The 22,286-nt window shown below is 64.3% G+C and carries 26 protein-coding genes; 4 read left to right on the top strand and 22 right to left on the bottom strand.

Going from position 1 to position 22,286, the window contains the following annotated elements; all coding sequences use genetic code 11:
• Window positions 1–30: 30 nt before the first annotated feature.
• The 4 genes from hflC to hfq all read right to left on the bottom strand — a co-directional run bounded on the left by hflC (window position 31) and on the right by hfq (window position 3,818).
• On the bottom strand, window positions 31–894 hold the full coding sequence (gene hflC / locus GNH96_RS07275; protein ID WP_169603069.1) for a protease modulator HflC: 864 nt from the start codon (window positions 892–894) through the stop codon (window positions 31–33).
• Window positions 894–2,108, bottom strand: coding sequence for an FtsH protease activity modulator HflK (gene hflK / locus GNH96_RS07270; protein ID WP_169603068.1), 1,215 nt, complete (start codon window positions 2,106–2,108; stop codon window positions 894–896). Before hflK ends, hflC begins: the two co-directional genes overlap by 1 nt.
• Window positions 2,109–2,211: 103 nt before the next feature.
• The gene (hflX, locus tag GNH96_RS07265; protein ID WP_169603067.1) at window positions 2,212–3,522 is read right to left on the bottom strand and encodes a ribosome rescue GTPase HflX; all 1,311 of its coding nucleotides are present in this window, start codon (window positions 3,520–3,522) and stop codon (window positions 2,212–2,214) included.
• A gap of 47 nt (window positions 3,523–3,569) precedes the next feature.
• Entirely contained in the window at window positions 3,570–3,818 is a 249-nt protein-coding gene (hfq, locus tag GNH96_RS07260; RefSeq protein ID WP_169603066.1) for an RNA chaperone Hfq, read from the bottom strand.
• 279 nt (window positions 3,819–4,097) lie between these two features.
• Here hfq and nagZ point away from each other — a divergent pair, with 279 nt between their 5' ends.
• The 3 genes from nagZ to GNH96_RS07245 are packed head-to-tail and all read left to right on the top strand — an operon-like array spanning window position 4,098 to window position 6,434.
• Window positions 4,098–5,132 carry a beta-N-acetylhexosaminidase gene (nagZ, locus tag GNH96_RS07255; RefSeq protein ID WP_228720064.1) on the top strand — a complete coding sequence of 345 codons (1,035 nt, stop codon included), beginning with the start codon at window positions 4,098–4,100 and terminating at the stop codon, window positions 5,130–5,132.
• Window positions 5,129–5,692, top strand: a complete 564-nt coding sequence (locus GNH96_RS07250; RefSeq protein ID WP_169603065.1) for a hypoxanthine-guanine phosphoribosyltransferase — start codon at window positions 5,129–5,131, stop codon at window positions 5,690–5,692. The genes nagZ and GNH96_RS07250 overlap by 4 nt, the downstream gene beginning before the upstream one ends.
• Before the next feature lies 1 nt (window position 5,693).
• Window positions 5,694–6,434: an S-methyl-5'-thioinosine phosphorylase gene (locus GNH96_RS07245; protein ID WP_169603064.1), complete on the top strand. Its 741-nt coding sequence runs from the start codon at window positions 5,694–5,696 to the stop codon at window positions 6,432–6,434.
• A 6-nt stretch (window positions 6,435–6,440) separates the two neighbouring features.
• Here GNH96_RS07245 and GNH96_RS07240 read toward each other — a convergent pair whose 3' ends face one another.
• Entirely contained in the window at window positions 6,441–6,887 is a 447-nt protein-coding gene (locus GNH96_RS07240) for a thiosulfate oxidation carrier protein SoxY (protein ID WP_169603063.1), read from the bottom strand.
• Window positions 6,888–6,966: 79 nt separating this feature from the next.
• On the opposite strand from GNH96_RS07240, the gene soxZ reads away from it, so the two are divergent.
• Window positions 6,967–7,269, top strand: coding sequence for a thiosulfate oxidation carrier complex protein SoxZ (gene soxZ / locus GNH96_RS07235; protein WP_169603062.1), 303 nt, complete (start codon window positions 6,967–6,969; stop codon window positions 7,267–7,269).
• On the opposite strand, the gene GNH96_RS07230 is transcribed toward soxZ, so the two are convergent.
• The 17 genes from GNH96_RS07230 to GNH96_RS07150 form a co-directional block, all read right to left on the bottom strand.
• Window positions 7,270–8,850 carry a peptide chain release factor 3 gene (locus GNH96_RS07230; protein ID WP_169603061.1) on the bottom strand — a complete coding sequence of 527 codons (1,581 nt, stop codon included), beginning with the start codon at window positions 8,848–8,850 and terminating at the stop codon, window positions 7,270–7,272.
• Between the two features lie 75 nt (window positions 8,851–8,925).
• Window positions 8,926–10,860, bottom strand: a complete 1,935-nt coding sequence (locus tag GNH96_RS07225) for an ATP-dependent DNA helicase (protein ID WP_169603060.1) — start codon at window positions 10,858–10,860, stop codon at window positions 8,926–8,928.
• Window position 10,861: 1 nt separating this feature from the next.
• Window positions 10,862–11,386 carry a tetratricopeptide repeat protein gene (locus tag GNH96_RS07220; RefSeq protein ID WP_169603059.1) on the bottom strand — a complete coding sequence of 175 codons (525 nt, stop codon included), beginning with the start codon at window positions 11,384–11,386 and terminating at the stop codon, window positions 10,862–10,864.
• A gap of 59 nt (window positions 11,387–11,445) precedes the next feature.
• Complete coding sequence (locus tag GNH96_RS07215) at window positions 11,446–12,219, bottom strand: TatD family hydrolase (protein ID WP_169603058.1); 774 nt, start codon at window positions 12,217–12,219, stop codon at window positions 11,446–11,448.
• Window positions 12,220–12,258: 39 nt separating this feature from the next.
• Window positions 12,259–12,615, bottom strand: coding sequence for a PilZ domain-containing protein (locus GNH96_RS07210; RefSeq protein WP_169603057.1), 357 nt, complete (start codon window positions 12,613–12,615; stop codon window positions 12,259–12,261).
• A gap of 14 nt (window positions 12,616–12,629) precedes the next feature.
• Complete coding sequence (locus GNH96_RS07205) at window positions 12,630–13,616, bottom strand: DNA polymerase III subunit delta' (RefSeq protein ID WP_169603056.1); 987 nt, start codon at window positions 13,614–13,616, stop codon at window positions 12,630–12,632.
• Window positions 13,609–14,235 carry a dTMP kinase gene (tmk, locus tag GNH96_RS07200; protein WP_169603055.1) on the bottom strand — a complete coding sequence of 209 codons (627 nt, stop codon included), beginning with the start codon at window positions 14,233–14,235 and terminating at the stop codon, window positions 13,609–13,611. Before tmk ends, GNH96_RS07205 begins: the two co-directional genes overlap by 8 nt.
• Complete coding sequence (mltG, locus tag GNH96_RS07195; RefSeq protein WP_169603054.1) at window positions 14,232–15,233, bottom strand: endolytic transglycosylase MltG; 1,002 nt, start codon at window positions 15,231–15,233, stop codon at window positions 14,232–14,234. Before mltG ends, tmk begins: the two co-directional genes overlap by 4 nt.
• A complete protein-coding gene (gene pabC, locus GNH96_RS07190) occupies window positions 15,230–16,057 on the bottom strand; it encodes an aminodeoxychorismate lyase (protein WP_169603053.1) in 828 nt (275 codons plus the stop codon). Before pabC ends, mltG begins: the two co-directional genes overlap by 4 nt.
• Window positions 16,058–16,116: 59 nt before the next feature.
• Entirely contained in the window at window positions 16,117–17,358 is a 1,242-nt protein-coding gene (gene fabF / locus GNH96_RS07185) for a beta-ketoacyl-ACP synthase II (RefSeq protein ID WP_169603052.1), read from the bottom strand.
• Between the two features lie 80 nt (window positions 17,359–17,438).
• Window positions 17,439–17,669 (bottom strand): acyl carrier protein, encoded by a 231-nt coding sequence (gene acpP / locus GNH96_RS07180; protein ID WP_010961245.1) that lies wholly within the window; start codon window positions 17,667–17,669, stop codon window positions 17,439–17,441.
• Between the two features lie 94 nt (window positions 17,670–17,763).
• Window positions 17,764–18,501, bottom strand: a complete 738-nt coding sequence (fabG, locus tag GNH96_RS07175; RefSeq protein ID WP_169603051.1) for a 3-oxoacyl-ACP reductase FabG — start codon at window positions 18,499–18,501, stop codon at window positions 17,764–17,766.
• A complete protein-coding gene (gene fabD / locus GNH96_RS07170; protein WP_169603050.1) occupies window positions 18,498–19,454 on the bottom strand; it encodes an ACP S-malonyltransferase in 957 nt (318 codons plus the stop codon). The genes fabG and fabD overlap by 4 nt, the downstream gene beginning before the upstream one ends.
• Window positions 19,455–19,471: 17 nt before the next feature.
• Window positions 19,472–20,437, bottom strand: coding sequence for a beta-ketoacyl-ACP synthase III (locus tag GNH96_RS07165; RefSeq protein WP_169603049.1), 966 nt, complete (start codon window positions 20,435–20,437; stop codon window positions 19,472–19,474).
• Window positions 20,434–21,453 (bottom strand): phosphate acyltransferase PlsX, encoded by a 1,020-nt coding sequence (gene plsX / locus GNH96_RS07160; protein ID WP_169603048.1) that lies wholly within the window; start codon window positions 21,451–21,453, stop codon window positions 20,434–20,436. Before plsX ends, GNH96_RS07165 begins: the two co-directional genes overlap by 4 nt.
• A gap of 76 nt (window positions 21,454–21,529) precedes the next feature.
• Window positions 21,530–21,724 carry a 50S ribosomal protein L32 gene (gene rpmF, locus GNH96_RS07155; protein ID WP_169603047.1) on the bottom strand — a complete coding sequence of 65 codons (195 nt, stop codon included), beginning with the start codon at window positions 21,722–21,724 and terminating at the stop codon, window positions 21,530–21,532.
• Window positions 21,725–21,733: 9 nt separating this feature from the next.
• Entirely contained in the window at window positions 21,734–22,249 is a 516-nt protein-coding gene (locus tag GNH96_RS07150) for a YceD family protein (protein WP_169603046.1), read from the bottom strand.
• Window positions 22,250–22,286: the final 37 nt, after the last annotated feature.

The raw sequence follows: 22,286 nt of genomic DNA, 5'->3' as shown, positions 1-22,286 counted from the left end.
CCCGCCTAGGGCGACGGGCACACGGTCGTGTCACTTGCCGGTGGATTTCTTGAAATACCTGAAGAACTCGGAATCCGGCTCGAGCACCAGGGTGTCATCCTCGCGAATCGCGCTGCGGTAAGCCGACAGGCTGCGATAAAGGCTGAAGAATTCCTTGTTCTTGCCGTAAGCCTGGGCATAGATATCCGCCGCCGTCGCCTCGCCCTCGCCGCGCTTGAGTTCGGCGTCGCGGTAGGCATCGGCCAGGATCACTTCGCGCTGGCGGTCGGCGTCCGCACGGATACGCTCCGCCACTTCGGCGCCACGCGAACGGAAATCGCGCGCGACACGTGCCCGCTCGGCCTCCATGCGCCGGTACACCGAGGAGCTGACCTCACTGGGCAGATCGATGCGCATCACCCGGACATCCACGATCTGGATGCCGAGCTGCTCCGCCACCGGACTCGCGGCGCTGCTCAGGACGTCCCGGATCTGCGAGCGCTCGGAAGACACCAGCTCGCGGATGGTACGCTTGCTGAACTCGCTACGCATGGCGTCCTTGATGATCTGATCCAGGCGGATGTTTGCCTGAACCACGTCGCCCGCCACCGTCGTGTAATACTTGGCGACGTCCTTCACCCGCCATTTCACGAAGGAATCGACGATGACGTTCTTTTTCTCGGAGGTCAGGAAACGCTCGGGCTTGGACTCCAGGGTCAGGATCCGGCCGTCGAATTTCTTCACGTTGTTGATGAACGGCACCTGGAAATAAATCCCCGGCGTATAGTCCGCCTGCACGATTTCGCCCAGCCGGAACCTGATCACCTTCTGGGTTTCGGAGACGGTGAACATCGACAGCGATGCCAGCACCGCCGCCGCGCCGGCCACCGCGATGATTGCCTTAGCCTGTGCCATTATTGTCCCCTCCCGTCTCTGCCGCGGCTCGACGCACGCCCGCCGCCGGCCTTGGCTCCACCCTCCTGGCTGTCGATCTGCGCCGGCATGGGCACGCTGCCGGCTTCGGACTCGGACGCAGCGGCATCGGCTGCGCCCCGAGCCGACCTGATCTTGTCCAGAGGCAGGTAGATCACGTTGTTCCCGTTCTTCACGTCCAGCATCAGGGTGTTGGCGCGCTCCATCACTTCCTGCATCGACTCGATGTAAAGGCGCTCGCGCATCACGTCCGGCGCCTTTTCGTATTCCGCAAGAAGCCGCTCGAAACGACCGGCCTCGCCCCGAGCCTTGGCGATGACCTTTTCCTTGTAGCCTTCGGATTCCTGGGTCAACCGCGAAGCGGCGCCGCGCGCCCTGGGAACGACCTCGTTCGCGTAGGCCTCGGCTTCGTTCTTCAGCCGCTGCTCGTCCTCGCGAGCTTTGATGGCATCCTCGAAAGAAGCCTGTACGTCTTCCGGCGGCTGGGCATCGACCAGATTGACCGTGATCACCCGAATACCGGCACGATATTGATCGAGCATTTCCTGGATCTCGACCTTGATGTCGGCGGCAATACCGCTGCGCCCCTCGGTCAGGACGAAATCCATGGTGCTGTTGCCGATCACCGAACGTTCAGCGCTTTCGGTGACCTGCTTCAAAGTGCCCTCGGGATCCAGCACGTTGAACAGATAGTCCTTCGCGTCCTTGATCTGGTATTGCACGGCCAGACGGACGTCGACGATGTTTTCGTCTTTCGTCAGCATCAGGGCTTCGCGCGGCACCGAGCCGAGCGAGCCGACCGCCTGCTGACGCCCGCCCGAGCGGTAGCCGACCTCGACGAAACGCTGCTGCTCGACGTTGACCACCGTCACCGCTTCGATCGGAGCCGGCCAGTGCCAGTGCGGACCGGGCTGTGTGGTTTCGACGTACTTGCCGAAACGCGTCACCACGCCGCGGCTGCCCTCATCGACGATGTAAATGCCGGTCAGACCCCATACCGCCACGGCGGCCGCGCCGATCATGCCGGTCAGTCTGCCGGCGTTCCCGCCATCACCGCTGCCCGGCTTGCGCCCGAACAGCTTGTTGATGCGCTCCTGCAGATGACGCAAGACCTCGTCCAGATCCGGCGGGGTATCCTGCTGGTCGCGCCCGCTCCACGGGTCTTTTTTGCCACCGCCCGGTTCATTCCAAGCCATGTGAACACTCCTGTGACGATCTATAGCCATTACTTTCGAGTTGCAGCATTGCCCGGATTATCCCGGAAATTCGTCGAACATACAAAAATCCCGACGGGAATCGTCAGTGGCTCGCGCCTGCCCGCTTCGCCGTCCAATCCCCGCCCTCCCCATGCGCCGGGTCGTCCCCGATAGCGCAGCGCAAACCGCGGGCCGTGGCCGGAAATTCCACGCACATCCGCCAGCCGCCTTCGCCGTCGGGAGCTTCGGACAACACCCGCGCCTCGCGATAAAGCCGGGCCCTGAGTTCGCCCTGCTCCGCCGACAAGGCCAGAGTGCGGCGCTCGACGCCGCCCCCCAGGATCTCTTCGAGAAGCTCCTTCAGCAACTCCAGGCCGCTGCCGCTCCGGGCCGAAATCCAAATCCGGACCGGACGGCCCGACTGGTCGCGCTCGATGTGCGGAGCCACGCCGTCGAGGCGGTCGATCTTGTTGTAGACCTCGATACACGGAATCCGGTCGGCGCCGATCTCCGCCAGCACCTGCCGGACCTCTGCGATGGTTTCGTCCATGCGCTGGTCGTTGGCATCGATGACATGCAGCAGAAGATCCGCTTCGGCCGATTCCTGCAGAGTCGACCGAAACGCCGCGACCAGTTCGTGCGGGAGGTGCCGGATGAAGCCGACGGTATCCGCCAGCACCATGTTCAACCCGCCTCTGGTCAGGCGCCGCAAGGTCGGATCCAGGGTCGCGAACAATTGGTCTGCCGAATAGACGTCCGCCTGGGTCAAGGCGTTGAACAAGGTCGACTTGCCCGCGTTCGTATAACCGACCAGACCGACGACCGGCACCTGCGCCCGGCGACGGGCCTGCCGACCCTGGTTGCGCTGCACCTCCACCTGCTGGAGCCGCTTCTGGATCTGACGGATCCGGTTGGCAAGAAGACGCTTATCGGTCTCGAGCTGAGTTTCGCCCGGACCGCGTAGGCCGATCCCGCCCTTCTGGCGTTCGAGATGGGTCCAGCCCCGCACCAACCGCGTGGCAAGGTGCTTCAACTGAGCCAGTTCGACCTGGAGCCGCCCTTCGAAGGAACGCGCGCGCTGGGCGAAAATATCCAGGATGAGGCCGTTGCGGTCGACCACCCGGACATCCAGGGCTTTCTCTAGATTTCGCTCCTGGCTCGGCGTGAGCGCATGATTGAACAACACCAGCTCGGCCTCATACGCTTTGACGGTCTCGGCCAGTTCCTCCAACTTGCCCTGGCCGATGTAATAGCGTGGGTCGATCGCGCGCAGGCGTCCGCTGACAGTGGCCACCGGCTCGGCTCCGGCGGACAGCGCCAGGAGCCGAAGTTCGTCCAGATCCTCCTGATCCGGCCCGGCCAACGGCATGTGCACCAATACCGCGCGTGATCCGGCACCGGGCCTATCGAACAACCGACTCCCTCACGCCGACGGCCCAGTCCCTGGAGCGGTTTGCATCCTCATTCGGCCTCTTCTTCGCCGCCGTCGCCCGCATGCGGCACGCGCACGGGACGGCCGGGTACGATTGTCGAGATCGCGTGCTTGTACACCATCTGGCTGACGGTATTCTTCAGCATGATCACGTACTGGTCGAACGAATCCACCTTTCCTTGCAGCTTGATCCCATTGACGAGATAGATCGAAACCGGAACGTGTTCCTTCCGGAGTGTGTTCAGGAATGGATCTTGCAAATTTTGGCCCTTCGACATCCTCTTTCTCCTTGTTGTTTTTGGATTGGATTACCTTCCCATCCAAGACTTGAAACAAATTAACAGAATTGCACCGGCATCGCCATCTGCACAATCTTGAGACAAACCGTTTGCAATTCAAGCCTTCCCGCAAAATTTTCGCGCTGCGCCGGAGACCGAAGCCTTCAGGTAGACCCATCACCCGCCTGGTGCACCCTTTTTACAATTCAACCACAACTGGCCCGCCGTCCGCCCTTGCCTATGGTTTACAATGCCCGCCCCGATCCGAATGAGAGCCGTATGAATCCAGTCCCGCCACCGCGCTGCCTGATGTTCGACCTTGCCGGGACCACCGTATCGGACGAAGAGCGCGAATTTCTGCGTCATCCAGCGGCCGGCGGCCTGATTCTGTTCAGCCGCAACTACCAATCGCCGGAACAATTGACCGCGCTGGTCGCGAGCGTCCGCGCCCTGCGGCCGGATATCCTGATCGCCACCGATCACGAGGGCGGCCGGGTCCAGCGTTTCCGCGAAGGCTTCACCCGGCTACCCGCAGCGGCCACTTTTCTGGCATCGGGCCGCCCCGACGCCTTGGCGACTGCCGAAACCACCGGCTGGCTCATGGCGGCGGAGCTCCGGGCGGTGGGCGTGGATTTCAGCTTCGCGCCGGTGCTCGACGTCGACAGCGGTATCAGTGCCGTCATCGGCGACCGCGCCTTCGCCCGCACCCCGGATGAAGTCACCGCCGCCGCCCGAGCCTTCGTCGCCGGGATGCGCCGAGCCGGCATGGCCGCGGTGGGCAAGCATTTCCCCGGCCACGGGGGCGTGGCCGACGATTCGCATCTGACCCTGCCGGAAGACCGGCGCGAACTCGAGGACCTGCTCGCCCGCGACCTGCTGCCCTTCTCGGCGCTGATACGCGAGGACCTGGAAGGCATCATGCCCGCCCATGTGCTGTATGCCCGGATCGACGCCCAACCTCCGTGCTTTTCGCATTTCTGGCTGCAGACCATCCTGCGCGAACGGATGAATTTCGACGGCGCGATCTTCTCGGACGATCTTTCCATGGCGGGCGCTGCTTTTGCAGGCGACTACGCCACCCGCGCCCTGGCGGCGCTTAAGGCGGGCTGCGACATGCTGGTGGTTTGCAACACCCCCGAGGCGACCGCGGCGATCCTGCAAGCCCTGGAAAACCGCCCCGCTTCCGCCGGCAGCGCGCGCCGGCTGGCGGCCATGCGCGGCCGCTTTCCGATCGACCGCGGCGAGCTGCTGGCAAGCGCCGAATGGCGCGACGCGGTCGACCGTCTCCAAATCTTTGTCGGCCATACCGCATGAACAGACTCGAAGAGATACGGCGGGTCGAGGCAACCGCCGAACTGCTGCATTCCGAAGCCGAAGTCGAACGTGCCATCGCCCGCCTGGCCGCGGAGATCGGCGAGGCCATCGCGGACAGCAATCCGATCGTCATGACCATCCTCACCGGCGGGATCGTGTTCGCCGGGAAGCTCCTCACCCATCTGCGGTTCCCGCTGGAGCTCGACGCCATCGGCGCCAGCCGCTACCGCGGCCGGACCAGGGGCGGCGAGACCCACTGGCGGCTGGAACCCGGACTTCACCTGAAGGACCGCACCGTGCTGCTGGTCGACGACATCCTGGACGAAGGCATCACCCTGGCCGAGGTGCGAAAGCATTGCTTCGAGCTGGGCGCCGCGCGCGTCCTGATCGCCGTCCTGGTCGACAAGAATCTGGGGCGGGAGAAGCCCTGCCGGGCGGATTTCGTCGGCCTCGTTACGGAAAACCGCTACCTATTTGGATACGGCCTGGACTACAAAGGTTATCTGCGCAATGCCGCCGGCATCTATGCCTGCACCGGCACCGAATCCCAAGGAGCCTGACATGAGCCTCACCGCGATCATCGGCGGCACCGGCCTGACCCGGCTGGAACGACTCGACATCATCCGCCGTGAGACCTTGGCCACACCCTATGGCGCACCGTCCTCGGCCCTGACTTTCGGCCGGCTGGCAGGGCGCGACTTCGTGTTCCTGGCCCGTCACGGCGATCCGCACACCCTTCCTCCGCATCGGATCAACTATCGCGCGAACGTCTGGGCGCTGAAGCAGGCCGGCGCCGATGCCGTCATCGCCGCGGCCGCGGTCGGCGGCATCGGGGAACGCATGGGACCGGGCCGGCTGGCCGTCCCGCACCAGCTCATCGACTACACCTGGGGCAGGGCCGGCACCTTCTTCGAGGACGAGCTGGACCACGTCACCCACATCGATTTCACCGTGCCCTACAGCGAAGACCTGCGCCGGAAGCTGATCACCTCGGCCCGCGCCGCGGGCCTTTCCATCGTTGACGGAGGAGTTTACGGCTGTACCCAGGGACCGCGGCTGGAAACGGCGGCGGAGATCGCGCGGATGGAGCGCGACGGCTGCGATCTGGTCGGCATGACCGGCATGCCGGAAGCAGCGCTCGCGCGCGAGCTGGATCTGCCCTACGCGGCCTGCGCGATCGTGGCCAACTGGGCCGCCGGCAAGGGCGAAGGCGAAATCACCATGGCCGAGATCGAACGGCATCTTGCGCGCGGCATGGCCGATTTCGTCGAGCTGCTGACCCGTTTCGCCGAATCGGCCTGAACCCGATCAGCCGCAGCCGCCGACCGCCACCCTGACCTGTTTGCGGGTCCAGTAGAGCCTGCCTCCGGCCTCGGCCAGCGCGACCACCTCGCTGCTCTCGTTCATCTTGATGCGAAACGAGACCGAAGGCACCGCGCCGTCCAGGAAACTGAATGATGCCGCAAGCGGCCGGGGATTGTGCACCACCAGCAAATGCAGCGCGGCCGTCCGGTCGATTCGGCTCGCCAGCGTCACCGGCACGATGGCGCCGTTTTCCGCACTGTCCGGGACGTCCAGCACCAGTTCACCGCTGGCTTCCGGCGTTCGGCCACCCGTCAGGGCGCGCAGGACGCCATCGTAAGACGTCGGGTCCGTGTCTTTTCCGTAGGCAGCGGCGGCCCTGAAAAGCCCCAGCGCAGCGGCACGACGCAGGGCGATGAGGAGAAAACGGCGGCGGGAAGCGGTTTCGTTCATGTCGCAGAGCCAGGCTTGTCGGTGTCGCAGCTTATCGCTACCCTGAGTCTTCAGCCAAGACCCGTTCTTTCGCCGCTGCATGAAGATTCGTACCAAGACCGTCGACGGCGTCACCACCCTCCGCCTGCTGATCACCCATCCGATGGAAACCGGCCGGCGCCGCGACGAGGCCTCCGGCGCAGTCGTTCCGGCCCATTACATCGAGGAACTGACCCTCGAGCACGAAGGCAAACCCGTGGTGCGCTGCCGGCTCAGCACCGCCGTGTCCAAGGACCCTTATTTCTCCCTGCAATTCCGCGGCGGCCGGCCGGGGGAACGCATCCGGGTGAGCTGGACCGACAATCTCGGAAAAACCGAATCGCAGGAAGCCTTCATCGAGTGATTACAGCTCGCGGGTCGCGCTGAAGCGGATGTCCGGCCAGCGCTCCTCGGTGAGCGACAAGTTCACCCGGCTGGTGGCGAGATAGACCAGATAGCCGCTGCCGTCCTCCGCCAGGTTGTCGTGGACCTTGCGCTTGAACTCTTCGAGCTTCTTGGGATCGCTGCACGACACCCAGCGCGCCGTGGTCACCGGCACCGCATCGTAGACGCAGTCCACGTTGTATTCGGACTTCAGCCGGAACGCCGTCACGTCGAACTGCAGCACGCCCACCGCGCCGAGGATCAGGTCGTTGTTGCGCAGAGGCTTGAACAACTGGGTCGCGCCTTCCTCGCTCAGCTGCTGCAGGCCGCGCTGCAAGGCCTTGGAGCGCAACGGGTCCTTCAGCACCACGCGGCGGAACAGCTCCGGCGCGAAGTAGGGAATCCCCTCGAATTTCAGGTTCTCGCCCTGGGTGAACGTGTCGCCGACCTGGATGGTGCCGTGGTTGTGCAGGCCGATGATGTCGCCGGGATAGGCCTCCTCCACGTTCTCGCGGCTGTCGGCCTGGAAGGTGATGGCGTTGGCCACTTGCATGGCCTTGCCCGAGCGTACGTGGAACAGCCGCATGCCCTTGGTGTAGCGACCCGAGCAGACCCGCAGGAAGGCGATGCGGTCGCGGTGGGCCGGGTCCATGTTCGCCTGGATCTTGAACACGAAACCGGAAAATTTGTCCTCTTCCGGCATGACGGCGCGCTCGCGGGCCTGGCGCGAATGCGGCGGCGGCGCGTACTCGGCGAAGGCATCCAGCAGTTCGAGGATGCCGAAATTGTTGATCGCCGAACCGAAGAACACCGGCGTCTGGCGCCCGGCGCGATAGGCCTCCAGATCGAACTCGTGGCTCGCCCCGCGCACCAGTTCGATCTCCATGCGCAACTCGTCCGCCATGTCGCCCAAGCGTTCGTCCAGCTTCGGGCTGTTCAAGCCCTCGATGACCTCGCCCTTGACGATGCGGTCGCCGTGCGAGGCGCTGAACCAATGGATCGCATCCTCGTACAAGTGGTAAACGCCCTTGAAGCGCTTGCCCATGCCGATCGGCCAGGTGATGGGCGCGCACTGGATGTTGAGGATGCGCTCGACCTCATCGAGCAGCTCCACCGGCTCCCGGCCCTCGCGGTCCAGCTTGTTGATGAAGGTAAGGATGGGCGTGTCGCGCAGCCGGCACACCTCCATCAGCTTGATGGTGCGCTCCTCCACGCCCTTGGCGCTGTCGATCACCATGAGGGCGGAGTCCACCGCGGTCAGGGTGCGGTAGGTGTCCTCGGAGAAGTCCTCGTGGCCCGGCGTGTCGAGCAGGTTGAAGATGCGGTCGCGGTGCTCGAACTGCATCACCGAGGTCGTGACCGAGATGCCGCGCTGCTTCTCCATCTCCATCCAGTCCGAAGTCGCGTGCCGCGCCGCCTTGCGGCCCTTGACCGAGCCCGCGAGCTGGATCGCGCCGCCGAACAGCAGCAGCTTTTCGGTCAGCGTGGTCTTGCCGGCGTCGGGATGGGAGATGATGGCGAAGGTTCGCCGCCGCTCGATTTCGAATTCAAGATCGGACATGGAACAAGATAGGGCTGGCGGAAGGAAAACTGCCTATTGTAGGCCAATTCGCCACTCAGACGGAGACGGGAAATCTCAGGGGGAGACCGCCGGCTGAGGATCGGCGAAAAAGGCTCGCACCGCCTTCGACTCGCGGGTCATGCGCATCGGCGGCAGGCTGTCCAAAAACACCCGGCCGTAACTCTTGGACGTGAGCCGCGGATCGGCCAGCACCAGAACGCCGCGGTCGTCCACATCCCGGATCAGCCGGCCCGCGCCCTGCTTGAGGGTGATCACGGCGGCCGGCAGTTGGAACACCGCAAAGGGGCTGTGACCGCGCCTGCGGATGGCTTCCAGCCGGGCGCTGACGACGGGATCGCCGGGCGATGCGAACGGCAGCTTGTCGATCACCACGCAGGACAGCGCCTCGCCGCGAACGTCCACCCCTTCCCAGAAGCTGGCAGTGCCGAGCAGCAGGCCGTTGCCCGAGGCGCGGAAGGCTTCCAGCAACCGGGCCTTGGGCTGGGTGCCCTGGACGAACAGCGGAAACTCGGTCTTGCCTTCCAGGATGGACGCCGCCTCGGTCAAAGCCTGGTGGCTGGTGAACAGCAGGAAGGCGCGGCCGCCGCTCGCCTTCAGCACCGGATACGCCGCCCGCAGCACCGCCCGGGTATAGTCGGGGGCGCCCGGCTCGGGCAAGCCGGCCGGCAGGTACAGGAGGCTCTGGCGGCGGTAATCGAAAGGGCTTTCCCAGCGCCGGCAGTCCGCATCGCAGATGCCGAGCTGGCGCGAGAAATGCTCGAAGCGCCCCGACACGCTCAAGGTCGCCGAAGTGAATATCCAGGTCGCCTGTCTTGCCTTGCGGAAGCGGGCGAATTCGCCGGCGATGTCCAGCGGTGTCCGGCTCAAGGAAAAGCCGCGGCGATGGGTCTCGAACCAGCGCACCGATTCCTCGGTATCCTCGGCCAGGAAAGCCTCCAGCCGCTGGATGAACTCGTCGCAGCGCTTCCAGCAGGATTCCAGCCCCTTGCCCCGTACCGACGCCAGCTTCAGCTGGGCGGCCAAGGCCAGCAGGCTTTGTTCCATGCGCCTGAGCCCGGTGTTCACGGCCTCATGACCGGCCACGCTGTGCCAGGCATCGCGTCGCGACGCCTCGCCCAGCGCCGCGCGCATCGCCGCCAATTCGTTCTTGAGCAGGGTCGCGGCGTCTGCCAGCCCGCCCATGTCCGGCGCATCCTTGGCCCGTTCGATCAGGGTGTCGTCCGCCAGTTCGCCGAGCTGTCGCGTGCTCAAGCTGACCCCTAAGAACTGCGTCGCGGTGTCGGCGAATTGGTGGGCCTCGTCGACGATGATGACGTCGGCCTCTGGCAACAGTTCCCCGAAACCGTCGGTCTTGACCGCCCAATCGGCCCACAGCAGGTGGTGGTTGATGATGGTGATCTGCGCCTCTTGCGCCGCCTTTCTGGCCTTCACCACATGGCAGTCGTCGTAGGCCCCGCAATCCTGGCCCAGGCAGTTCTCGGCGGTGGAGGTGACCGAACGCCACAGGAGCGAGCCTTCCGGCACATCGTCCACCTCGGCGATGTCGCCGCCACGGGTTGTCTTCGCCCAGCGACGGATGCGTTCGAGCTGATCGGCCTCGTGCTCGCTGAAGCCGGCGCGAAAGCCGAAATCGACCACGTTTTCCAGCCGATAGGGACAAAGATAGTTCGACCGCCCTTTCAGCAAGGCAGTCCGGACCGGTGCCGCCAGCGCCTGCCGCAGCAGGGGCACATCCTTCTGGAACAGCTGATCCTGCAGGTTGCGGGTGCCGGTGGAGACCAATACCCGTTTGCCGCTCAGCAGGGCGGGCACCAAGTAAGCGAAGGTCTTGCCGGTGCCGGTGCCGGCCTCGGCAATCAGGCAGCGGCCGTCGCGGATGGCCTGCTCCACCGCCCGCGCCATGCCGGATTGCGCCTCCCGCGGCCGGAATCCCGCCAGCGCGCGCGCCAGCGGCCCGTCTTCCGCAAAGGCTTCGGCTACACCGCTCACGCTAGTTTCCCGAAGCGCCCCCGAGCTGCCCGGCTTGATCGATGAGTGCCTGAGCTTTCTCGATGAGGTCGGAATGGCCCTTGGCCAGTACTTTGGACTTCCGGGCCAGGTCGAGCGCGAGGCACGGCTGGTTCTGCTCCATCCGGATCGCCGCCAGCCGGTACCACAGATCCGGGTTGCGCGGCTGCATGCGGATGGCCCGCTCCAACGTGGCGGCGGCATTGTCGAGTTGTCCGGCGGCCTGCGCCTTGTCGGCATCCGACAGCAGCGCGGCCACGGCGGGCGTCGGAGCCGGCAGTTTCTTGGCGCCTCCGGAAGCGCCGGAGCCCGGCTTGGTCACCGGAGCCGCCGGTTTCGGCTTGGGGCCGGGCGTCGGCGCCGGCGTGGGAACCGGATGCGCGGCCGACGGCGGCGGCTTGACGGCCGCCCGCTGCGCACAGCCGGCCGAGACGGCCAGGCAAAGGGCGACCGCCGCCCAGCGGTAAGGCAGCGCACCGAAGCGCCGGGAGCGAGAATAGATCGTCATAAGGACATCCGGTCGTCAGGATAAAACCTTCTGGGCTAGGCAAGAAATGTTCCGCTGACTCAGCCGTTGCCGAACAGCTCGTCATAGTTCCGCATGCTCCGGTCGGCCACCTCGGCCAGCGAGACGCCCCTGAGTTCGGCGATCATGCCGGCCACATGGCGGACATGGTACGGATAGTTCGGCTTGCCCCGTAGCGGCACCGGCGCCAGATAGGGCGAATCGGTCTCGATCAGGAAACGGTCGTCCGGCACTCTGCGGGCGACGTCCTGAAGGGTTTCGGCGGTCCGGAAGGTGACGATGCCGGAGAACGAGATCGAAAAATTCAGATCCAGCGCCCGGCGTGCCGTCTCCCAGTCTTCGGTGAAGCAATGGAACACACCGCCCACCTCGCCCGCGTCCTCTTCTTCGAGGATGCGCAGCGTGTCCGCGCGCGAATCGCGGGTGTGGATGATCAGCGGTTTACCGGTGTGCTTCGCGGCGCGGATATGATTGCGGAAGCGCTCGTGCTGCCAGGTGAGATCTCCCTCGCTGCGGAAATAATCCAGGCCGGTTTCGCCGATGGCGACGACGCGGTCGTCATCCGCCAGTTCGGCCAGGCGCCACAGATCCGGCTCCTCGGTATCGGTTTCGTTGGGATGCACGCCGACCGAGACGGAGACATGGGGATAGGGCTCGATGAGCCGGCGCATGGCGGGGTAGTCTTCCAGGTTGATCGAGACGCATAACATGCGCTCCACGCCTTGGGCGCCGGCCTCCTCCATGAAGCGGGAAAAGTCGCCGCCGAACGGTTTCAGGTCGAGGCGGTCGAGGTGAGCATGTGAGTCGATGAACATGGGATTGGGAGCGACGAGGGCGGGTTTCGCCCCTAAGGATTACATGGTATGGGTAGGCTGATCCGATTCCAGATGGCCGGACAGGTAGCTTTCAATCAGCGCCTTGGTGACACCGGCGTCCTCTTCGTTGAATCGTACACCGATGCCGGCCGATCGGAAGCCGGCGGCACCCTTCGGCGTGATCCACACGACCCGGCCCGAAATCGGGATCCGCTCCGGTTCGTCCATCAGCTGCAACAGCATGAAGACCTCATCACCCAAACGGTAGTTGCGAGTCGTCGGAATGAACAGGCCGCCGTTCTTGATGGTCGGCATGTAGGCGGCATACAGCGCGTTCCTATCCTTGATGGTCAGCGCCAGAATGCCTTGGCGGGTACCCTTCTGATCTTCGCTCAATGCCGTGCTCCCGGTCACCTGAACCGGCTCCAGTTTATCAGGATATCTTCCATGATCAGTTGCCGGTTGGCTTGACCTTCCAGACTCCGCCGCGCGGTTTCGATTTCATCGAGCCGCCGGAACAGGCCGCGAAGTTCCAGGCCCTCCGCCAATGGCCGCAATTCCTGTTCCAGATCGGCATTGGCCAACCGGCCCCCTGCCGGCGTCCGACTGCTGCCGACGCGGATGAGGTCCGTGATCCAGCTCTGCAGCCAGCCGGTGACGGTCTCGCCGTCCTCCTTGGCCCATTGCTCGGCGACCGCGAGCGGATCAGCCGCTTGCCGGGACACCGCGATCCAGTCTTCGAATACCTTCCTCCGGCGCTGGACCAGATCGCCGCCATGCAGCTCGGCCGCACGGAGCGGCGCGCCGTTGGCCATCGCCAGCAACGCCTCGGCGTTCTCACCGAAACCCTGTCCGGCCAGCCAGCGCAGCGCGTCCTCCCGCTCCGGCAACGCCACCTCCAGCCGCTGGCAACGGCTCAACACCGTCGCCGGCAGCTGTGCAGGCCGTTCGCTGATGAGGACGAACAGGGTACGGGGATCGGGCTCTTCCAGGGTCTTTAGCAGGCTGTTGGCGGCCGCCGTGTTCATGGCGTGCGCCGGACGGATGACCACGACCCGGGCAGCACCGTACTGCGGCTTGAGCGAAAGCCTGTCGATCAGCCGGCGGATCAAATCGACGGTGATGCGCTTTCCCGCTTCCTCCGGCTCGACATGCAGGTAGTCCGGATGGCTGCCTGCCGCCACCAGACGACAGGCCGCGCAGACGCCGCAAGCACCGTCGACTGACGCTCGGCTGCACAGCAGCCGGCGAGCGAAATCATCGGCCAGCGCGCCCTTCCCCACACCCGCGGCACCTGAAATCAGAAGCCCTTGCGGCAGTCGCCCGGAAGCCAGATACGCCCTCAGCCGGTCATGGGCCGGCTCCAGCCAAGGATAACGCCCCACCAGATCAGACATGATCGGAAAACAGCCAATCCACTTGCGATGCTATCGCCGCCTGCACCAAGGCCAACGGCTGGGCGGCATCGATCACCCGTATCCGATCGGGCTCGGCCTGCGCCAACGCCAGATAGCCTTCCCGCACCCGCATAAAAAAAGCCATGTTCTCCTTTTCCAGCCGGTCCGGCCCGCTGCGCTGGTGCGCCCGCTTCAGACCGGTGTCCACCGGCGCATCCAGCAGCAGGGTCAGATCGGGCTTCAGCCCGGCCTGGATCCAGTCCCGCAGAAAATCGATGACCGATCGCTCGATGCCCCGCCCGGCGCCCTGGTAGGCATAGCTGGCATCGGTGAAGCGGTCGCATACCACCCAGGCGCCGCGCCGCAAGGCCGGCTCGACCACCTCCCGAAGATGATGGACCCGGGCCGCGAACAGCAGCAGCAACTCGGCTTCCGGCCGCACTTCCTCCTGATGCAGGAAAATCCCCCGCACCGCCTCGCCGAAAACGGTGCCCCCCGGCTCCCGCGTCGCAACGGCCTCCAGCCCGCGTTCGCGCAGCCGCCTCACGACGAAATCGAGGTTGGTGGTCTTGCCGACGCCCTCGCCACCTTCCAGCGTGATGAATTTGCCGGGTGTCATGGCTGCTTGCTCTTCTGGTACCGATCGACCGCTTCCCTATGTTCGTCCCAAGTCCGCGAAAAGCGGTGGCCACCATCGCCGCGCGCGACGTAGTACAGGCTGTCACCCGGCGCCGGGTTCAGCGCGGCCCGCAGCGAGGCCAGCCCCGGCGCTGCGATCGGCGCAGGCGGCAGGCCTCGGTGCAGATAGGTGTTGTAGGGTGTATCCGCTTTGAGGTCTTCGCGCCGCAGGTTGCCGTTATAGCGCTCGCCGAGTCCGTAGATGACGGTCGGATCGACCTGCAACGGCATGCCGGCCCGAAGCCGGCGGACGAGGACCCCGGCCACTTCGCGCCGTTCTTCCGGCCGCGCGGTCTCCTTTTCTATGATGGAGGCCATGATCAGGGCATCGTCCGGCGTGCGGTAGGGAAGCTCGGCGACCCTGCGCCGCCATTCCGCGGCCAGCACCGCCGCCATGCGGTCGTAGGCTCGCTTGAGAATTTCGACGTCCGGCGTGCCCTTGGTGAAGAAATAGGTATCGGGGAAAAACCGCCCTTCCGGATCCAGCTCCGCCCTTGCCAGCATCCGCATCAACGCAGCGACGTCACTTTCCGCCACGATGCGGTGCTCCAGCGCCGGCTGTGACTGCAGCGCCGCCAGCATCTGACGGAAGGTCCAGCCTTCGACGAGGGTCACGGCATGCTGGCGGACCCTGCCGGAGGCGAACAGCGCCAGCAGCCGGCGCCGGTCGATGCCCGGAGGAATCTCGTATTCCCCGGACTTCAGCTTGTGCGCCTGGCCTTCCTCCCAGGCAAGCAATACGAACCACCAGGGCTCGTCGATCACGCCCGCCTGCCTCAGTCCGGAGGCGATATCCTTCAGGCCCTGCCCCCGAGCGATCTCGAACACCACCGGCTCCGCGTTGGCGACCGGCCGCTCGATCGACTTGAGAAAATCGTTCACCGCAGCGATGACGACCGCTGCCGCGAGAATCAGCACTATGGCGGCGGCACGCTTCATTCGGACAGCACACCTCGCTGGCAGTCGGCCACCCGCGCACTCAGCATGCGCGTCACCTCCCCCACCGGGTAACTCCGGTCAGCCAGCCGTGCCACCGGCCAGATGCCGATGACACAGTTGGTCAAAAAGACTTCATCGGCGGACGCCAGCTCTTCCGGCCGGATGCGCCTTTCACGCACTTCGACCCCTTGGGAAGACGCGATTTCCAGGACCAGACGCCTCATCACACCATTCACGCCGCAGCGGTCGATGAGGGGAGTTTCGATCCTACCGGACTTCGCAAGAAAAACATTGCTCATGGTGCCCTCGACGACGAAGCCTTCAGTGTCGCACATCACGCCTTCCTGGTATTCGTCGGCCCACTCCCCCCGTCCGAGCACCTGCTCCAGCCGGTTCATGTGCTTGATCCCGGCGAGCGCGGCATTGACACCGAGCGGCGTACGGCAATGCATCGCACTCACGCCGTAGCGGTAATATGCCCGCGGAAATTCAGGGGCGGAATGGAGCGAAACCACGCGCGTCGGCTCGCCGTCCGTCACCGGCCGGTAGCCGCGTCCGCCGATGCCGCGGGTGATCTGTATCTTCACCACCCCCTCGGCCGCTTCCGGTCCAAGCAGCTGCAGGTCGGCGAGAAGCGACTCATCGCCGGGATAGGGGATGCCGAGCCGGGAGCAGGCATCGGCGAGACGGTCGAGATGCCGGGACAGCAGGAGCGGCCGTCCGCCGCTCACGCGGAGGGTCGTGAATACGCCGTCGCCATATTGAAACCCCCGGTCGCGCGCATCGACACACTCGGCGGGACGACCGTTGACCAGGACTCTCATGGAGACGGAATCCGGCAGAAGTGGAGCGAGGCGTAGAAGCCGGGGAAAACCCTCCGCGCCTAGGCGAATTTCTTGAAGATCAGCGTCGCGTTGGTGCCGCCGAAACCAAAGGAATTGGACATGACCACGTCGAGGTCTTTGTGCCTGGCGGTATGGGGTACGTAGTCCAAATCGCACTCCGGATCGGGCGTATCCAGATTGATGGTCGGCGGCACCACGCTGTCCCGGATTGCCAGCACCGAGAAGATCGCCTCGATCCCGCCCGCCGCGCCGAGCAAATGACCGGTCATGGACTTGGTCGAACTGATCGCGGTGGTATAGGCATGCGGACCCAGCACTGCCTTCATGGCGCGGGTTTCGGCGAGATCGCCGGCTGGCGTCGAGGTGCCGTGCGCATTGATGTAATCGATGTCTTCCGGATTGACGCCGGCATCGCGCATCGCGTGCATCATGCAGCGCGCGGCGCCTTCCCCGTCTTCCGGCGGCTGCGTCATGTGATGAGCATCACCCGACATGCCGAAGCCGATCACTTCCGCATAGATGCGGGCACCGCGCTTCCTGGCGTGTTCCAACTCTTCCAGCACCACCACGCCGGCGCCGTCACCCAGCACGAAACCATCGCGATCCTTGTCCCAGGGCCGGCTCGCCCGCGGCGGGTCATCGTTGCGGCGCGACAGGGCACGGGCCGAGACAAAGCCGCCCAGCGCTGTCGGCGAACTCGCCATTTCGGCGCCGCCGGCCACCATCACGTCGGCATCGCCATACTGGATCACCCTGGCCGCACTGCCGATGCTGTGGGTCGCCGTGGCGCAGGCGGTCACGATGGCATAATTCGGCCCTTTCAAGCCGTACTTGATGGACAGATTGCCGGAAATCATGTTGATGATGTTGGCCGGCACGAAGAAGGGTGAAATCTTGCGGGGTCCGCCTTTGAGAAATACGCCATAGCCGTGCTCGATGCCGGTGATCCCGCCGATGCCCGAACCGATACAGACGCCGATCCGGTCGGCATTGGCTTCGGTGACCTCGAGTCCGGCGTCTTCGAACGCCTGGCTGCCCGCCGCCATGCCGTAATGGATGAAGGTATCCATCTTCTTGGCTTCTTTTTCGGGCAGATACTGGGTGACATCGAAGTTGCGCACGCTGCCGCCGAAACGGGTGGCGAAGCCGGACACATCGAAATGCTCGATCGGGCCGATTCCGCTGCGGCCGTTCAGGATGCTATCCCAGCTTTCGGGTACATTGAGGCCGACCGGACAGACCATTCCCAGTCCGGTGATGACGACGCGACGCTTGCTCACGCTGAATTACCTGGAGGTCAACGAAAGAAGACCCCACCGGATGACGATGTCCCGTGGGGCTGATGGAACGGTAAAGCGGATCAGGTATGGCTCTGGATGTAATCGATCGCCTGCTGAACCGTGGTGATCTTTTCGGCGTCCTCGTCAGGAATTTCGCACTCGAACTCTTCTTCGAGAGCCATGACCAGCTCGACCGTGTCCAGAGAATCGGCGCCCAGATCGTCCACAAAGGAAGCCTCGTTCGAGATTTCGTCCTTCACGCCCAACTGTTCGGCGACGATCTTCTTTACACGTTCTGCTATATCACTCATCGTTTTTTGTCCTCAGTGTTATTCAAGTTTAGAGGTGCGGAGATTTTAGTGTGAATTCCCGCGAACACAAGCAATTTCTGGCAATAAAAGCCGCTTATGGCATGAACATGCCGCCATTGACATGCAGGGTTTCGCCGGTGATGTAGGCCGCATCGTCGGAGCATAGAAAGGCCACGGCCCCGGCGATTTCCTCGGCCCGGCCCAGCCGCCCCAGCGGAATGGAGGTCAGCAGGGCCGTCTTGTGCGCCTCCGGCAAGGCACGGGTCATATCGGTATCGATGAAACCCGGCGCCACCGAATTCACGGTGATGCCGCGCGACCCGATCTCCTTGGCCAGAGACTTGGTGAAGCCGATGATGCCGGCCTTGGCCGCCGCGTAGTTGGTCTGCCCGGCGTTGCCGGTCAACCCCACGACGGAGGTGATGTTGACGATGCGGCCGGTGCGCGCCTTCATCATGCCCTTGAGGCATGCCTTGCTCATGCGGTAGACCGAGGACAGGTTGGTGTCGATGATCGCATTCCAGTCTTCGTCCTTCATGCGCATCAACAGGCCGTCGCGGGTGATGCCGGCGTTGTTGACCAGGATCGTCGGCACGCCGAACTCCTCGCCGACGGCGGCGACGAATGCCTCGACCGACTGAGGATCACTCACGTCCAACACCCGCCCGCAGCCGGGCAAGCCGGCATCGCCCAAGCCTGCGCCTATGGCCGCTGCGCCTCCTTCCGAGGTCGCGGTGCCGATCACCGTATGGCCGGCCCGCGCCAAGCGGTGGGCAATGGCTTGGCCGATACCCCGGCTGGCGCCTGTGACAATTGCAATCTGGTCCGTCATCGAATCGACTCCAGGGCTTTATTAAACGAATCCTGATCCACGATGGCCAGCGTCGCTTCGCCGCTGACGATGCGCTTGTTGAGGCCGGCCAGAACCTTGCCGGGGCCGCATTCCACGAAGCGCCTGACGCCCTGGTCGCTGAGGAAGCGGATCGTTTCGGACCAGCGCACGGGATGGGAAATCTGCTGGGCCAGTACGGCCCGAATCACCTCGGGAGACGGGTGCATGGCGACGTCGACGTTGTGCACCACGCCGATCCGGTCATGGGGGGAATCGAACGGCGTTTCCGACAGCAGGGCTGCGAATTTTTCAGCGGCAGGCGCCATCAATGCGCAATGGGAGGGCACACTGACCGGAAGCAGCACCGCTCGTTTGGCGCCCAACGCCTTGGCCGCCGCGATCGCGCGCTCGACCGCGCTGCTTACACCGGCGATCACCACTTGGCCCGGCGCGTTGAAATTGGCCGGCGTCACGACCGAATCCGCAGTGGAGGCTTCCTTGCAAGCGGCGACCACCTGGGGATCATCCAAACCCAGAACGGCGGCCATGGCCCCCTTGCCGGGCGGCACGGCTTCCTGCATCAACCGTCCGCGCTGGGCCGCCAGCTTCACCGCATCGGCGAACCCGAGCGCACCGGCGGCGACCAGCGCCGAATATTCTCCCAGGCTATGGCCCGCCATCCACGCGGGACGCCGCTCGCTCGCTTCACACCAGATCCGCCAGGTCGCGACACCTGCGGCAAGCATCGCCGGCTGGGTATTGACGGTCTGGTCGAGTTCTTCTTCGGGACCCTCCTGGACCAGCTGCCAGAGGTCGAATCCCAGCACTTCCGAGGCCTCGGCAAAGGTCCGTCCGACCACCGGATACGCCGCGGCGAGGTCCGCCAGCATGCCGATGGATTGGGAGCCCTGCCCCGGAAAAAGGAAAGCGAGGCCGTTGTCGATATTGGGCATTGCAAAACGTCTTTTTATTAATAGCGCAGAAGAGCGGAACCCCAGGCGAACCCGCCGCCAAAGGCTTCCATCAGCACGGTTTGCCCGCGCCTGATGCGGCCGTCGCGAACGGCCTCGTCGAATGCAAGAGGAATTGAGGCGGAAGAGGTATTGCCTTGCTCGTCCACCGTCACGACGACGCGCTCCATGGGCAACTGGAGCTTTTTCGCGGTCGCCGCGATGATGCGGATATTGGCCTGGTGGGGCACCAGCCAGTCCACGTCGGATTTCTGAAGGCCATTCTGCTCCAGGGTTTCATCGACGATGCGGCCGAGCGTGTTGACTGCGACCTTGAAAACCTCGCTGCCCTGCATCCGAATGGTGCGGCTTTCGTCGCTTCCCTCGCCGTTGCTGGCGGGATTGGGCAGATACAGCAGGTCCTGGTAGTGGCCGTCGGAATGGATATGGGTGCTCATGATGCCGGGCTCGGTGGAAGACTCGAGCACCACGGCACCGGCACCGTCGCCGAACAGAATGCAGGTCGAGCGGTCGTCCCAGTCTACGGAACGGGAATTGACTTCGGTGCCGACCACCAGGACGCGGTTGGCATTGCCGGCGGAAATGTATTGATCGGCGATGCTCAAGGCGAATATGAAGCCCGAGCATGCCGCCTGCACATCGAAAGCCGCGCAACTACGCACACCCAGCCGCTGCTGCAGCAGGCACGCCGTGCTGGGAAAGACCCGGTCCGGCGAACTCGTCGCGAGGATGATCAGATCGAGATCGTGCGGATCGATGGCGGCCGCTTCCAATGCCTGCCGGGAAGCGATTTCAGCCATGCTGGACGCGGTTTCGTCGGGAGCAGCGATATGACGGCGGCGGATACCGGTCCGCTCGACGATCCATTCGTCCGAAGTTTCGACCCGCATGGCGAGGTCGTCGTTGGTCACCACCTCACGGGGGAGATAACCGCCGGTGCCCGCAATGCGCGAGTATCGGCTCACGCCAGGTTCCTCGCGGCGAAGACATCCGTCACGCGCTCGCCGATGCGGTCCGGGACGGCTTTCTCGACCTCTTTCACTGCGATCGCGACGGCGTTGGCGAAGGAAAAGCGGTCCGCGTTGCCATGGCTCTTGATCACGATGCCGCGCAGGCCGAGGAGGCTGGCGCCATTGTACTGGCGAGGATCGATCCGGCGCTTGAAGGCATTGAGTACGGGAAGCGCCACCAGGCCGGCGAGCTTGGTCAGCCAACTGCTGGAAAATTCCCGCTTGATGAAATGGGAAATCATTTTCGCCAAGCCTTCGCTACTTTTCAGCGCGACGTTTCCGACGAAGCCGTCGGTCACGACGATGTCGACACTGCCCTTGAAAATGTCGTTGCCCTCGACGAAGCCGACGAAATTGACGTGCGCTCCGTTGAGCAGTTCGGCGGCCCGCTTCACCTGTTCGTTCCCCTTGATTTCCTCTTCGCCGATGTTAAGGAGACCGACGGTGGGGTGCTCCCGCTCCTCCACGGCCCGCACCAATTCGTAGCCCATGACGGCGAACTGATAAAGGTGCTCAGCGGTACAGTCGACATTCGCGCCGAGATCGAGCACGTGGGTATGCCCTGTCATGGAAGGCACGGCAGCGATGATCGCCGGCCGGTCGATGCCGGGTATGGTCTTCAGGACGAATTTGGCGATTGCCATCAGCGCACCGGTATTCCCCGCGCTCACGCAGGCATCGGCCTCCCCCTGCTTGACCAGATCGATGGCCACCCGCATCGACGAGTCTTTCTTGGTGCGAAGCGCCTTGGATGGCTGGTCGTGCATTTCCACCACCTGAGAAGCATGGCGCACCTTCAGCCGTTCTCCAAACCGGGCCGGGGCGTCCTTGAGGTACCCGCGCAGCACGGTCTCGTCGCCCACCAGCACGAGCCGCAGCAACGGGTTCCGTTGCAGACTGTCCAAAGCCGCGGGCACCACGACCTGAGGTCCGTGGTCACCACCCATCGCGTCCAAAGCGATGGTCGTCATACCGTCACCGCGCCGCATGCACCGCCATCAAAAGTCAAAGAGAGGATACTAAACCGCAAGACCGAAAGGTCGATGCTTATTCTTCGGTTTCGTCGCCGCGCTTCGGCGCGACGACACGGCGACCACGGTAGTAACCGTCCGGGCTCACATGGTGGCGGAGATGGGTTTCGCCGGTATTGGACTCGACCGACAGAGCACTTGCGCTCAATGCGTCGTGCGACCGCCGCATGCCGCGCTTCGAACGGGTCTTGCGATTTTGCTGAACAGCCATGATGACTCCTTAAGAAGACTTGCTATCGTTGTTTTTCAATTGCGCCAGCACGGCAAAGGGGTTTTCCCTTTGCCTGACCGCCGGCCGCGGTCCGCCATGCGCCGCCTCCCCGCAGTTCGGATGCTGCGGTATCAGCGGGATGGCCAGGACCAGTTCGTCCTGAACCAGGTCGGACAGCCGAATCGGCGCTCCGCCGTCGAACAGCAGCGGCTCGTAAGACCCGGACAGGCGATCGGCTTCCTCCAGTGAAGCCACCACGCCCAGCGACACCGGCGACCGCACCGCCCACGGCAGCGGCTCCAGGCAGAGCTGGCATTGCAGCACGAGATCGGCTTCCACTCGGCCGGTCACCACCGACCCTCGGCCGTCCTTGCCGAAATCCAGCTCGACCCTGATGTTCCCGGCTTTCTCGAACAAGAACTCCTGGATACGGTCGAACAGTGCCAGCGGCATCTCACCCGCCAACCGGCGACGCTTGTCCGCGAAATCCAGCGGATCGACGAATTCAGGCAGGTGGGGAAGCATAATCGTGCAATAATACAGGCCAAATCCAACTTCTGTC

The organism is Methylococcus geothermalis, assembly GCF_012769535.1.
Lineage (GTDB): Bacteria > Pseudomonadota > Gammaproteobacteria > Methylococcales > Methylococcaceae > Methylococcus > Methylococcus geothermalis.
Note: the sequence above shows the minus strand (reverse complement) of the source record. Positions and strands in the feature narration are given on the sequence as shown.

Excerpts from the sequence above, each read along its gene's own strand:
- acpP (WP_010961245.1), bottom strand. The coding sequence starts at position 17,669 with ATGAGTGATATAGCAGAACGTGTAAAGAAGATCGTCGCCGAACAGTTG.
- GNH96_RS07245 (WP_169603064.1), top strand. The coding sequence starts at position 5,694 with ATGAGCCTCACCGCGATCATCGGCGGCACCGGCCTGACCCGGCTGGAA.
- hflC (WP_169603069.1), bottom strand. The coding sequence starts at position 894 with ATGGCACAGGCTAAGGCAATCATCGCGGTGGCCGGCGCGGCGGCGGTG.
- GNH96_RS07215 (WP_169603058.1), bottom strand. The coding sequence starts at position 12,219 with ATGTTCATCGACTCACATGCTCACCTCGACCGCCTCGACCTGAAACCG.
- fabD (WP_169603050.1), bottom strand. The coding sequence starts at position 19,454 with ATGCCCAATATCGACAACGGCCTCGCTTTCCTTTTTCCGGGGCAGGGC.
- GNH96_RS07150 (WP_169603046.1), bottom strand. The coding sequence starts at position 22,249 with ATGCTTCCCCACCTGCCTGAATTCGTCGATCCGCTGGATTTCGCGGAC.
- GNH96_RS07240 (WP_169603063.1), bottom strand. The coding sequence starts at position 6,887 with ATGAACGAAACCGCTTCCCGCCGCCGTTTTCTCCTCATCGCCCTGCGT.
- pabC (WP_169603053.1), bottom strand. The coding sequence starts at position 16,057 with ATGAGAGTCCTGGTCAACGGTCGTCCCGCCGAGTGTGTCGATGCGCGC.
- nagZ (WP_228720064.1), top strand. The coding sequence starts at position 4,098 with ATGAATCCAGTCCCGCCACCGCGCTGCCTGATGTTCGACCTTGCCGGG.
- GNH96_RS07250 (WP_169603065.1), top strand. The coding sequence starts at position 5,129 with ATGAACAGACTCGAAGAGATACGGCGGGTCGAGGCAACCGCCGAACTG.
- hflK (WP_169603068.1), bottom strand. The coding sequence starts at position 2,108 with ATGGCTTGGAATGAACCGGGCGGTGGCAAAAAAGACCCGTGGAGCGGG.
- mltG (WP_169603054.1), bottom strand. The coding sequence starts at position 15,233 with ATGAAGCGTGCCGCCGCCATAGTGCTGATTCTCGCGGCAGCGGTCGTC.
- rpmF (WP_169603047.1), bottom strand. The coding sequence starts at position 21,724 with ATGGCTGTTCAGCAAAATCGCAAGACCCGTTCGAAGCGCGGCATGCGG.
- GNH96_RS07230 (WP_169603061.1), bottom strand. The coding sequence starts at position 8,850 with ATGTCCGATCTTGAATTCGAAATCGAGCGGCGGCGAACCTTCGCCATC.
- fabG (WP_169603051.1), bottom strand. The coding sequence starts at position 18,501 with ATGACGGACCAGATTGCAATTGTCACAGGCGCCAGCCGGGGTATCGGC.
- GNH96_RS07205 (WP_169603056.1), bottom strand. The coding sequence starts at position 13,616 with ATGTCTGATCTGGTGGGGCGTTATCCTTGGCTGGAGCCGGCCCATGAC.
- soxZ (WP_169603062.1), top strand. The coding sequence starts at position 6,967 with ATGAAGATTCGTACCAAGACCGTCGACGGCGTCACCACCCTCCGCCTG.
- tmk (WP_169603055.1), bottom strand. The coding sequence starts at position 14,235 with ATGACACCCGGCAAATTCATCACGCTGGAAGGTGGCGAGGGCGTCGGC.
- GNH96_RS07220 (WP_169603059.1), bottom strand. The coding sequence starts at position 11,386 with ATGACGATCTATTCTCGCTCCCGGCGCTTCGGTGCGCTGCCTTACCGC.
- hfq (WP_169603066.1), bottom strand. The coding sequence starts at position 3,818 with ATGTCGAAGGGCCAAAATTTGCAAGATCCATTCCTGAACACACTCCGG.
- plsX (WP_169603048.1), bottom strand. The coding sequence starts at position 21,453 with ATGACGACCATCGCTTTGGACGCGATGGGTGGTGACCACGGACCTCAG.